This is a genomic window from Symploca atlantica LB2515, assembly GCF_052546295.1.
The window spans coordinates 3404834-3417669 of record NZ_JBQWMT010000001.1 but is presented as its reverse complement, the minus strand read 5'-3'; the positions used below and the strand labels follow the sequence as shown (position 1 = coordinate 3417669).

The 12836-nt window shown below is 44.5% G+C and carries 7 protein-coding genes; 3 read left to right on the top strand and 4 right to left on the bottom strand.

Annotation, left to right across the window (positions count from 1 at the left end):
- The first annotated feature begins 55 nt into the window (after positions 1 to 55).
- The gene (locus ACT7WV_RS14175; RefSeq protein WP_445103507.1) at positions 56 to 4777 is read left to right on the top strand and encodes a two-partner secretion domain-containing protein; all 4722 of its coding nucleotides are present in this window, start codon (positions 56 to 58) and stop codon (positions 4775 to 4777) included.
- On the opposite strand, the gene ACT7WV_RS14170 is transcribed toward ACT7WV_RS14175, so the two are convergent.
- The 4 genes from ACT7WV_RS14170 to ACT7WV_RS14155 all read right to left on the bottom strand — a co-directional run bounded on the left by ACT7WV_RS14170 (position 4778) and on the right by ACT7WV_RS14155 (position 10262).
- Positions 4778 to 7351, bottom strand: coding sequence for a CHASE2 domain-containing protein (locus ACT7WV_RS14170; protein ID WP_445103506.1), 2574 nt, complete (start codon positions 7349 to 7351; stop codon positions 4778 to 4780).
- A gap of 271 nt (positions 7352 to 7622) precedes the next feature.
- Entirely contained in the window at positions 7623 to 8456 is an 834-nt protein-coding gene (locus ACT7WV_RS14165) for a DUF928 domain-containing protein (RefSeq protein ID WP_445103505.1), read from the bottom strand.
- A gap of 315 nt (positions 8457 to 8771) precedes the next feature.
- Positions 8772 to 9604, bottom strand: a protein-coding gene (locus ACT7WV_RS14160; RefSeq protein ID WP_445101302.1) for an IS5 family transposase whose coding sequence is annotated in 2 segments (ribosomal slippage) — positions 8772 to 9220 and positions 9220 to 9604 — 834 coding nt in all. Because the reading frame shifts where the segments join, the coding sequence is not laid out codon by codon here.
- 34 nt (positions 9605 to 9638) lie between these two features.
- Positions 9639 to 10262 carry a TetR/AcrR family transcriptional regulator gene (locus tag ACT7WV_RS14155; protein ID WP_445103504.1) on the bottom strand — a complete coding sequence of 208 codons (624 nt, stop codon included), beginning with the start codon at positions 10260 to 10262 and terminating at the stop codon, positions 9639 to 9641.
- A 169-nt stretch (positions 10263 to 10431) separates the two neighbouring features.
- On the opposite strand from ACT7WV_RS14155, the gene ACT7WV_RS14150 reads away from it, so the two are divergent.
- Both ACT7WV_RS14150 and devC read left to right on the top strand, forming a co-directional pair.
- Entirely contained in the window at positions 10432 to 11619 is a 1188-nt protein-coding gene (locus ACT7WV_RS14150) for an ABC exporter membrane fusion protein (RefSeq protein WP_445103503.1), read from the top strand.
- Positions 11616 to 12791: an ABC transporter permease DevC gene (gene devC, locus ACT7WV_RS14145; protein WP_445103502.1), complete on the top strand. Its 1176-nt coding sequence runs from the start codon at positions 11616 to 11618 to the stop codon at positions 12789 to 12791. The genes ACT7WV_RS14150 and devC overlap by 4 nt, the downstream gene beginning before the upstream one ends.
- Positions 12792 to 12836: the final 45 nt, after the last annotated feature.

The following is a 12836-nucleotide window of genomic DNA, read 5'->3' as shown; positions in this document are numbered from 1 at the left end:
TCTTGCCTTATCCTAAATTAGATTGATCAAGCAACCGGGATTGGTGGGCAAGAAGATGACTCAAAGGAACAGAAAACTAGACTGGAACTTCCCCTACAAGCAATTGTCTCGAGTAGTAAAAGTGCTTACCCTCACAGGTTTTGTCTTTGCCTTAGCTGAACCTTACGCTGTTGCCCAGATTATCCCGGATAGCACTTTAGGTGAGCAAAGTTCAATCGTCACACCCCATGATGAGGTTGATGGCACCAACACTGATTTCATCGAAGGAGGAGCAGCACTTGGCTCTAACTTATTCCACAGTTTTCTTGAATTTAATGTTACACAAGGGCAAAGAGTTTACTTTACTAATCCTTTAGGTATTGAGAATATTCTGTCGCGGGTTACAGGCAATCAACCATCCAACATTCTGGGAACCTTGGGTGTGGATGGGGCAGCCAATCTCTTTTTACTCAATCCTCAAGGCATCATTTTTGGTCCAGAGGCACAACTGGATATTCGTGGTTCATTCCTAGCCAGCACGGCAAATAGCTTGCTTTTTGAAAATGGTTCCCAGTTCAGTGCTACCAATCCCGAAGCACCGCCCTTGCTAACCATCAATCTCACGCCCGGTTTGCAGTATCGAGCTGATAATCGAGGTACACTTACTAACCAAGGTAATCTGGTTGTTGGTCAAGATTTAAGGCTCTCCGGCAGTACTATTAGTATTAGTGGACTCCTCGCAGCACCCAACGGAGAGCTTAATGTAGCAGCTTTAGTTGGAGATGCTCAAATCAACCAGGTAATAGCAGAGAATGCCACCTTATCAGCTACAGGCAATCTGCTGTTAGAGGAAAGTCAATTACAAACTACAGGGAACCTAACACTGTTAGCCCAAAATACGGTAAGCCTGCGCGACAGCAGTACTAACCCTTCTGTGACTGTTGTCGGAGGAAGACTATTAGTGCAGGGGGAGACAGGAGTAGATATTTTTGTCCTCAACCATCCCCAGAGTCGGTTAATCGCAGGTGGAGACTTGGTATTGCGTTCGGCTAATCCGGTAGTAGGTGATGCTCAGTATATCAGTGGGGGAAATTTTCGCATTGAGAAGTTGGATAGTACTTGGGGTCAGTTAGCTAGTGCCGAAGATCCGATAATTCGGGCGGTAGGTGATGTAAGTTTTGATACCTATGAAGGTGCTTCTTTGCACATTTTATCGGGGGGTCAAGTAAAAATTGGCTCAGTTAAGATCACTGGTGCCAATGCTGGTGCTGGGGGAGTTGAGTTTATTACTGAAGATGTCACTCTTTCTGATGGCGAAACTTTATTGGCTATTGATGGCAGTAAACAAGCGACTCTAGATGTGCGCTCAGGTATGATTCCGGCTGAGATTCTTGAACCATTGGGACTCTCCGGTTTATTCCCGGTTTTGGAGCCGAGTAATCCCGTATCGCCAACACGAACCAGTGCTGATATCTCTATCGGCAATATCTCAATGAATGCACCTGATGGGCTGGTTTTGTTGACCAATCAATACCAAGCGGACTCATCTTTACCAGGAGGAAGTATCGAAGTTGGTAAAATTCAAACTGATGGCGATGTTGGTGGCTTTGTCGGTAATAGCGGTTCAGTAGTAATTGACTCTCGTGGTGACCTAAGAGTTAGCGATCGCATTGATGCATCTTCTAATTCTGGCAATGCTGGCAATATTACCTTAATCGCTCAGGAGCTAATTTCTCTAGACAGGAGTTTCCTGATCACCAACACCTCAGGAACAGGACAGGGTGGTGATATTTATATTCAGACTGGCTCATTCTCTGCTACCAATGGTGCTCAAATTAGAGCTGACACCGAGGGACAAGGAGCTAATGCCGGTCGCGTGACCATTGTTGCTAGAGATACTGTATCCTTCGACGGAGTAGGTGGCATGGATCCTGACCGGGGTCAAGCTACTGAAGAATTACGCACTGGTATACTCAATCGCATCAGACGAGGTGCTCAAGGAGATAGTGGTGGTATCTCCATTAAAACCGGGTCTCTGTATGTCTCTAATGGCGCTCAATTCCAAGTTAGGGTTCAAGGCAAGGGGAATTCTGGCGGGATTGCGATCATCGCCAACGATCTTGTCTCCTTCGATGGAGTAAGTTCAGAAGAATTTGGTCGTGTCAACACTACTGCTGGTATTAGCAGTATTGAAGGCTCAGGAGAAGGTAGCGCTGGTGATATTTATATCGAAGCAAAGTCAGTTACTCTCACCAATGGTGCTGATTTGCAATCCAATACCATTGGTAAAGGGGATGCGGGCAATGTGACGATTATTGCCAGCGAACAGGTTGTGCTGGACGGAGAAGGCCGTGGTAGAGGAAGTAAAATCCTCAGTCGAGTCAACTCTAGCGGCAGGGGTGAGGGTGGTGATATTTACATACAAACTGGCTCGCTGGCAATCACTAACGGTGCCACATTAAAAGCCAGTACCGAGGGAGAGGGCAATGCTGGCAACGTGAGCATTGTTGCTGATTCAGTACTCGTAGAGGGCAAGCAACAAGATGGCGAACGCTCTGGTGTATTTAGCTTAGTGGACTCAGAGGCGAGGGGGGAAGGCGGTCAAATCCACATTGAAGCAGACTCCCTATCCGTCTTTAACGGTGCTAGCTTAGACTCCAGTACAATTGGCGCTGGTAATGCGGGAAACTTGATCATCAACAGCCAACGGACAACCATCAAAGAGGGAGCATCCATTTCCGCTTCGACTTTTGGAGAATTTGATGCGGGTGATATTACCTTAAATGCCACTGAATCAGTAGTTGTGAGTGATGATGGGGCGATTTTCAGTGGGGTGGGAGAAAGGGCTACTGGTAATGGTGGAAAAATTGAGATTAATACTTCCTCCCTGGCTCTCTTAGAAGGCGGTAGTGTGGAAACTCGTACTTTTGGCTTCATTCCAGCAGCTATAGCCTCAGAGTATTCTAGCTATGGAGAAGTAGTGCAGGCTGATGGCCCGGTGGCTTACTGGCGTCTTGATGAAACCATCGACACAAGCGCGACTGACGCCTCTGGTAATAACTTCAATGGCACCTATACAGGAGGCGTGGCTCAAGGATTGCCAGGAGTTTCAGGAACAGCAGCAGATTTTGATGGGACTGGTGGTGCTGTAGAGATTGGTCAAGTGGCACCAGGGTCTGGTTTAGATATTCAGAATCAATCGTTTACGGTGGAAGCTTGGCTCAAACCGGAGGAAAATCCTCCAGAAGAACAGGTTTATTTGGGTATGCATAGCGATGATGTGCAGCGCCAAAGTCTGAATTTAAAGCTCAAAGACGAAGGTTCTATTCGCTTTGGCTACTTCAACAATACTCTCAATGGACCTGAAGACACGGTAAATTTTGGGGAAGGTTGGTATCACGTTGTCACCACTTATGACCAACCCTCAGACACCAGCAGAATTTTCGTTAATGGTCAACAAGTGGATAGAGGTTCTGATGGACCCTTTGAAGGAGGACCACCGAGTGTGCGGATTGGTAGTTGGCGGGATGCTGCTGACCTACCTTTCAAAGGTCTCATTGACGAAGTAGCAGTTTACCGAACAGCCCTACCTACTGAAACTGTTGTGGCGCACTATTACACTGGGCAGAGTCAACTAGGTCTACCGATCAGTGATACTGGAGCAAATGCTGGCAATATCAATGTCAATGCTGAGTCGATTGAGATCTCTGGAATTAGTCCCACTCAGGGTACATCCAGTGGTTTATTCTCTGGTACGGAAGGGGATTTCAGTGGTCAAGGTGGTGGTATCAATCTGACAACGAATTCCCTAAAGATTGCTAACGGTGGAGTTTTGAGCGCTCGTACCTTGAACCAATCTCAAGGCGGTAGTATTAGCGTTAATGCCCGGACAGTTGAACTCACAGGTGGCGGACAAATTTTGACTTCTGCTCTAGGTAGAGGTAGTGCTGGAGAAATTACTCTCGATGCTAAGCAAGTTACTTTAGCTGGTGTTGATCCAAGATTTGCGGAGCGCACTGCCCAATTTGACAAGGAAAAGGTAGATACTGAAAGTCCTGCTAGTGGTTTGTTTGCTAGGGCAGCATCGGGGAATGGCGGTAATATTAGCTTGCAAGGTCAGGACTTATTGCTATTAAGATACGGAGCTCAGATTTCTACCACGGCAGGTACTGCTGGCGCTGGTGGTGATGGCGGCAACATTGATATTGATGCAGACTTAATTGTCGCTTTTGCAGAAGAAGACAGCGACATTACAGCCAATGCCTTTGAGGGACGTGGCGGCAATATCAACATTACCACTGAGGGCATTTTTGGTATTGAGTTCCGTCAGCAGGAAACAGAGTTCAGTGATATTACTGCTAGTTCCCGCTTTGGCTTAGATGGCGAAGTGGAAATTAACCGACCCGACACCGACCCTAGCCGAGGGTTAAGTGAGTTACCCACTGAGTTAGTAGACGCCGCTAGACTAGTTGACCGCAGCTGTACTCCGGGTGGCAGAACTACTAAGCGTAGCAGCTTTGTAGTTACTGGTCGTGGCGGTTTGCCCGCTAATCCAGTGGATTCTCTTAGTAGTGACGCTATGATTACTAACTGGGTAACGCTGGACTCTGAACCAGGAAACCAGGAGAGTGTTACTAATGATCAGCCTGTAGCCAGGGCAACTGCTCAACCAATTGTCGCAGCACAGGGATGGACAATGCTCGCTGAGGGAAAAGTCCTCCTTACCGCTGAGCTTTCTCAAGTCACGCCGGAGGCCCTAAGGATAAAATCTACTGCTTGTCAAGACTCAGAGAACTAATTAATTACTTCCCTGTTGCCCACAGCGTTCTAGATAAATTTGAGCAACTGAATCACTGGGGTTGAGGCATAGACAATCTTTAAGTAATTGTGCAGCTTTTGAGAAAGAATGATTGTGGTAAAGGTACAAACTTTCTTCAAAAATAGCTTTTGTGGCTAACTTTAACTGTTTAATTTGATGGAGATCAGCCTCAAACACCTCAAAGATTCCTACAGCTTGTGATTTGCCCTTAACTTTGACTCGATCAATAAAACGAAGACAGTAATTTTCTGGTTTTTGCAAACAACCTAAAGTACGGTGAGAGATTAACAAAGATACCCCATAAACTTTCGTGAGTTCTTCCAATCGATAGGCTAAATTAACAGCATCACTAATTACCGTGCTGTCCATCCGTTGGTGTCCTCCTACTGTCCCTAGCATCAAAGAACCAGTATTGATGCCAATGCCGATTTTGATCGGCGAACGTTCCGGTGTCTGCCGAGTCGCATTGTAGTCAGCAAGTTGGTGTAGCATGGCAATTGCTGCTTCTACTGCATCATCAGCACTACGGCTAAAAAGAGCCATAATTGCATCACCAATGTATTTATCAATGAAGCCATGATTTTCGACAATGGCAGGTTCCATGCGAGATAGATAGGCATTAATAAATTTAAAGTTGTCTTCTAGCTTCATGTCTTCTGAAATGCTAGTAAAAGAGCGAATATCAGAAAATAGAATCGACATTTCTTTTCGTACTGCGTCGCCTAATTGGACATTGATGATGCTTTCTTTGTCCAAAAGTTCCAGAAATTTTTTGGGAACAAACCTTTCATAAGCTAGGTTTAATTTGAAAAGTTCGCAAGTGAACTTTTCGCGCTCTGTCTCTGCTTTGTTGCGTTCCGTAATGTCTTGAAAAGCGACGATCGCATAGGCAATTTTACCAAATTCGTCATAAATCGGTGTTCCCCAAGCCTCGATGGGAATAATCTTGTCTCCTTGATGGATTTCCAAATCATCAGCGCTAAGAGTTTCTCCTGCCAATGCCCGCATGATCGGTAAATTTTCCGCAGGGTAAAGCTGATTGGTGCCAGCAAGATAAATTTGATAAACTTCTGGCAATTGTTCAGAAGTGAGTAAAGGGATAGTGCCTTTACCCAATAGCTGCTTTGCTCTTTGATTAATGAAGTAAGGTTTAGCGCTAGCATCAATAACTGCAACCCCTACTGGCACAGCTTCTAAGAATTGAATCAGTCTTCTCTGGCTTTCCCGCGCTGCTTCCTGGGCTCTTTGATGCAACTGTGCTTCTACCGCATCGGAGTGTTGAGTTGTTGTCTCTAGCAAAATTTCTAGGTCAGTTTTTTCCCTAAACAAATTTTGGCTATGGTAAATCATCATGACAATAGCAGCCCCCGTCATGGCAACTAACGGGGATGCCACGGGTAGCCACCAGCCCCCCAAAAAGGCTAGATAGCTGCCACAAATATTTATGCCTCCTGCTAGCAAAATGCCCAGAATCAAAACTTGCCATTTGAGAGAAAAATTGTCTTGAAACAGGCTTGTCCGTAGTAAAGTCCAACTTCCCAGGGTGCCAATAAATGACCAAAGTACGATCCACAGCCATTCCCCAGGTTGTGTCCAAACCTTAATCAGGGGACGTCCTTCCAATGCCGCACTAAGCATCTGACTACTTAAATTGGCATGAATTACAACACCAGCCATACCACGAGGACTTCCGAAAAAACTACTACTGTAGGGAGTGTGGTGATAGTCATTAGTACTCTGTCCAATAGAACCAATCAAGACGATGCGATCGCGCATCAGGTTCGGCGGTAGTTGATTTTCCAGAACCTCCCTCAGCGATACAGTATGGAATTGCTCTAGGGAACCACGAAAGTTCAACAAGACTTGATAACCACCAACATCCGCCTTAACATAGCCCCCATCATTGCTGCGCAAGGGAATAAATAAGGCTTTACCCAGCGTTAAATGCTTTTTAGTGGCATTAATCATTTCGGGGATAACCCCTTCGGTTTCTAGATAAGCCAAAGCCAGTGTCGCGCCCAAGCTTAATCTAGTTTTGCCACCTTGAGGTTTGACAGACACCAAGGCTCGACGTACCTTGCCATCGGCATCTAATACCAGATCTGCTATACTCACTTGCCCTAACTTGTTCAGAGTTGGAGGTGGAGCAACTTTGTCTCCCACCACCTTCTCTACGCCAATCAGGTTTGGTGTTGATTCAAACACCTTGACCAATTTCTGGTAACCAGGCTTCACTGGCAAATCTCGATAGAGATCTAAGCCAATCGCTCTAGGTTCCTGTAGTTTAATCTTCTGGAGCAATTTGCCTAAAACCTCATCAGGTATCGGCCATTGCCCAATATGAGTAATATCTGACTCGCCAATAGTGACAATTACAATTCTTGGGTCTTTTTCCTCTAAGGGACGCAGGCGAAAAAACTGATCAAGAGTATTCCACTCCAGTAACTGGAAAAGTCCAGCATAACTAACCGCAATGACTAATCCTGCTACGCTGGGGGCACAAATCAGCACCTCTCGCCATTGCCAAATTTTCTTTTTGAGCTTTGGCCACATTTGTCCTGATTGGGGAGCGGGATTAATATCGGTTATGCACTTCCTATAAAAACTTCGGCAGAATTTAAATCGATCCGGAAACAAGCTGGCTTCTCCGGTTATCCAGCAGCAAGTGTTCGATTGCGCCCGAAATCTTTACTTACCAACCAAAGATTGTAGTATACTCCACCCCAGCAACTGGGCAGGCGAAAAGATGGCTTGGTGATTTTTTTAACTACAAGATTTGAGAGTTCCGTCTACAGCACCCTAATACAGCCGTAGCTCTATTCTACTAGCGCAATAGTGGTTTGCTGGAGAGTTCGCCTAACCCCACTGATTTTAGTAGTTTTTCCCAAGTATCAGTTAGGGCGACATCATTGGGCTGAGAACGCTTGAGTTCAGAAAGAATAGCTAGCGCGTCGTACCACAGACCATTTGCTTGATAAAGGGCAGCCAGCTCAAGTTTTGATGAATTCTCTAGCTGACGGCTCAGAGTTGGGTTGGGTTCAACTCTCTTGATCTTTCCTTGCACCCAAGGATCATCTGGCCTGAGGGACTGGTCACAAATTAGGACAAAAGACCACTGGTAATCTTGCCCAATTTCTAGCACAGGTGCGTCAACTGGAAGTTTAAAGCTGATCACACCAGGAGTATTAGAAATTGGTACGGTAGTCTGGTAGGAATAATTTCCACCTTTTTCTTTTAGACTAAAAAATGCCTTTTTGGCTACAGTTTGGGGCACATAAATCAAGAATTGTGGACGTTTCATGACCGTTAATCCTTCCTGGTTAGCAGGCATTAACGGAGTAACATAGGGAGTTTGAACTGTTGCATCTTGGGGACATTTCCCTCCATCACGAGTTGCCCCACCCTCCGTGTTTTCTGGTTCTCCATCACCGGGAGGCTCAAATACTGCGTTAGTTATATTAGAAGCCGAGCCATTAATCAAGTTTTGAGCAAGAAGGTTATCCTTAACAAGCTCTTGTCCCTGCGCCGAAGGGCTAAAAATAAGTACAAGTTCTAGATAAAGACCTGCTGAGAGAATAGTAAAAGGCAGGCAGGAATTTTTCCAAGCCATGGCAATATAGTGCATTTCGTATAAATATTCATGAATAGATGATACCAAAGTCTATGTTAATTGCTCATTTATAAAGAAACGATGAAGCAACCTAACTTTTTCTCTTATAGTTAGGATTTTTTTTCTTGATTATTTCTTGTTCTTTATTACAGGCAATTTGCCACTAAAACAAGATAATTTCAGTATTGGCATCCTTGATACTGAGTTCCTTTGAATATTGATTGATGCAGTTATTATTTCTTGCGGCTTGTGCAACGAAATTATATTCAAAATTTCAGATAATTAGCAACCGATCACTAAGTGAGTGCCATCAATTATCCTTAGTTTTACGAATAGACCTCTTGCAAAAGTAGCGGCAGCTAACTAATTTGAGTTCAAACGAAGTTCGTAATTATAGATGCCTGCAATTAAATTAAAGCGTAAACCAAACCTTTTTCTTCTGTTGCGATATCGCTCGGATAAAATTCTAAATATTTTGAGGCGACGGTAAACATGTTCAATCACTATCCTCTCTGAAGCTAATTTATGATTCTCTTTTTTTTGTTCTTTTGATAGTTTGCTCTTCTTGGGTTTTTTATGGGGTATCCGACTTTGTTTGTGGATTTTCGCTATTCCCTGATATCCTCGATCTCCGAGACACTGTATCTCTGTCTTTAGATTGGTTTTACTCCGTTTAAACAACTTAAAGTCGTGTTCTTTACCCTTGCCGCATGCAATACAGATAATCTCTTTGCTGTTTTTTTCAACGATAAGTTGAGATTTTAAAGTGTGCTTTTTCTTCTTGCCACTGTAGAACTTTTTCTGTTTTTTTGAGGACGCTCCAGGGGAGTTTCAGTTACATCGATAACTGCTATCTCTATTGGGTTTCCCGATTTCAATAGTTGTTTCTTTCCCGGAATCCTTAATTCTTTTGACTTGATTAAAATATTTTCTATTTTACGAATTATTCGATATACTGTTGATTCGTTAAGTCCCCAATGTTGACCGATATGAAAGTAAGTTCTGTACTCTCGTAAGTATTCGAGCGTCATCAATACTTGATTTTCTGGACTTAATTTGGACGGTCTTCCGGTTTTTATCTTCTGTTTTTCATTTGTTTCCACTAACTCAACCATCTTAGCAAACGTCTCTTTTCTAACTCCACAAAGGCGTTTGAACTCTTGGGGTTTTAGGTCTTTCACCTTTTCATAGGTCATTATTTTCCCTCATACTGACCTATTTATCTCTTTTTTACTGGACTTTTGCAAGAGGTCTAATGATCAACTCAAGTAAGTTGTCTAGGAGTCGATCCCGTTCCATTGGTACAAGATCACCGCTATGGAGTACTTCTTGCAGCAGTACAAAGTGGATGATTCCTCCAATAAAAGCTCGCGCCGCAACTTCAGGATCCCGAAGTTGGAGTTCAGAACGGGATGTTAAGTATTGTGTGAGCAGTTCAAGAGTTGGTTTCTCAATATTCTGCACAAATGCTCGTGCTAACTCTGGAAAACGTCCTGACTCACCAATAATCACTCGTAAAAATGTCAGAATCTGTGGATCGGCGGCAATATTGTTAAGCATTCCATCAGCAAAGCTTTTGAGAACAATGGCTGGTTCTCCCTGCATTGCATGAAGTTTTTGTAGATTAAATAATTCCTTTTTTTGGGCCAAATGTTGGATGAGTACAGTGAATAACCTTTCCTTGTCTTGAAAGTAGCTGTAAACCGTTGCTTTGGAAACACTAGCGGCGGCAGCAATTTTGTCCATACTGGTGGCTGCATAGCCGTTTGCCAAAAACTCCTGCATTGCGCCATCTAAAATCGCTTCAGTTTTTTCGTTGGACAACTCACGCTCGACCTTGTTGGGTTTTCTCATGGTCTGGTTGGGATTCTGTACTCAGGCTAGGGGAACTTCAGACAACAAAATTGATTGGCTTTAAGCATAAGCATAGCTCTTGACGTCGTTGTACTAAACAGTTTAGTCTATAAGTATTCAAACTAAACTGTTTAGTTTAGTAATCTTTAGCAGAACCAGGAGTTCACCCATGCTACAAAAAGCAACCGTGGGCAGTTCCTTCACCGAAACGCGCCGCTGGAGTGTGATTGCTACCCTACTGCTTTTCCTGGGTGGGTTGCTTACCTACCAATTGTGGCGTTATCAGACTACTCAAACAGCAGCGAACCAAACGACAGAAGTTAGTCAACCAGTAAGTAAAACAGTAACGTCTTTGGGCCGCCTAGAGCCGAAGGGAGAAGTAATTAAACTCTCTGCTCCCACCTCTAATAATGGCAATCGAGTTGAGCAACTGCTGGTGCAGGAAGGCGATCGCATCACAGCAGGACAAGTGATAGCAATTTTAGATAGTCACGATCGCCTCCAAGCATCATTAGACAAGGCTCAAGAAGACGTGAGGCTAGCACAAGCAAACCTTGCCATCACCCAAGCTGGAGCTAAACAAGGGGAAATTGAAGCGCAACGGGCAGAAATTGTTAGATTAAGAGCGCAACGCCATGGTGATATTGAGGCTCAAAAGGCAACCATTGAGCGGCTAGATTCGCAGCTGCGCAATGCGGAGAGGGAATTCAATCGGTATCAATTACTGTACCAAGAAGGAGGAATTTCCGCCTCCGATCTAGATAGCAGGCGTTTAACCTTAGAAACAGCGCAAAAAAATCTACAAGAGGCAAAAGCCATATTAGCTCGGATTGAGTCTACTAGTCCGGCACAGCTAAATCAAGCAACAGCTACTCTAGAAAGAATTGCCCAAGTACGTCCAGTAGATGTCAAAGCAAATCAGGTAGAAGTTGATCGTGCTTTGGCTGGCTGGAATCAAGCCAAGGCAGAATTAGAGCAAGCATACGTCAAATCCCCCATAGATGGCGAAATCCTGGATATTCATACTCGTGCAGGTGAAGTAGTTTCTAGCGATGGCATTGTGGAAATTGGACAAACCCAGCAGATGTATGCGATCGCAGAAGTGTATCAAAGCGACATCAGTAAAGTGAAGCCAGGACAACAAGTACAAATCAGCAGTGATTCCCTTGCTGGTCAGCTTTCTGGCACCGTAGAGTGGATTGATGCGCAGGTGCGACGGCAACAGGTAATCAACACAGATCCCACCACCAATACAGATGCCAGGGTGATTGAAGTGCATATAGCACTAGATGCTCAATCGAGTCAGAAAGCAGCAAAATTGACAAACTTGCAAGTTATGGTGGTAATTGAACAATGATTGGCTTCATTCAACAACTGCAACGACGCACGCCACTGGGATGGCTGCAACTAAGCCATGAACGCAGCCGCTTGCTCGTCGCCTTGTCTGGCATTGCCTTTGCTGACGTGCTGATGTTCTTGCAACTTGGCTTCCAGAGTGCTCTCTACGATAGCAACACTCAACTGAGTCGCACCCTACAGGCTGACATTGTGTTACTCAGTCCCAAAGCCCGGAGTACGCAAAATCTATCGACGGTTTCGCGACGACGACTCTATCAGGCAATGGATGTCGAAGGGGTTAAGTCGGCAGAAGCGTTTTATTCCAACACCATTGCTTGGAAGAATCCGCAAACTCGCAAAGAAACAACTATTCAGATTATTGGGTTTGACCCTCAACACTCCGCTCTTACTTTATCAGAGGTGAATCAGCAACTCGACAAAATTAAGCTACCTGATACAGTTTTGTTTGATCGCACTTCTAGAGGTGATTACCAACAGGCAATTGCCCAGATTGAGCAAGGACAGAAAGTCACTACTGAGGTCGAACGGCGCACCATTTCTCTAGAAGGATTGTTTACATTGGGCGCTTCTTTTGGGGCAGACGGGCTGTTAATCACTAGTGATCAAAACTTCTTATTGCTGTTTCCTCGTCGAGAAGCAGGCAGTGTTAGCTTAGGCTTAATTGAGGTAAAACCGGGCTACGAACCAGCGCAGGTTGCTACTGTGCTTAAGTCTCATCTTCCCGATGACGTGAGAGTGCTCACTCACGAAGAATATATCGAGTTTGAGATGGCATTCTGGACAAAAGAAAGCCCGATTGGCTTCATTTTTGGCATTGGCACAGCCATGGCATTTGTTGTGGGAATTGTGCTGGTATATCAGGTACTCTCCACTGATGTCAACGCTCACTTAAGAGAATATGCCACTTTTAAGGCGATGGGCTATCGCAATAGGTATTTGTTGCTCATCGTGTTTGAAGAAGCACTAATTCTGGCTTTCTTGGGCTTTATCCCCGGATTGATTTTGCCTATAGGAATTTATCAACTAGCCGCCAAAGCTACCGCATTGCCCATCGCTATGACAGTTTCACGAGCCTTACTAGTCTTTATTTTGACCTTGATCATGTGTTTTATTTCAGGAGCGATCGCAACTCGCAAACTGCAATCAGCTGACCCGGCTGATATGTTCTAATACTAATAATAAAATACTTGAAATAGTCAAACTGTAAGTAATAAG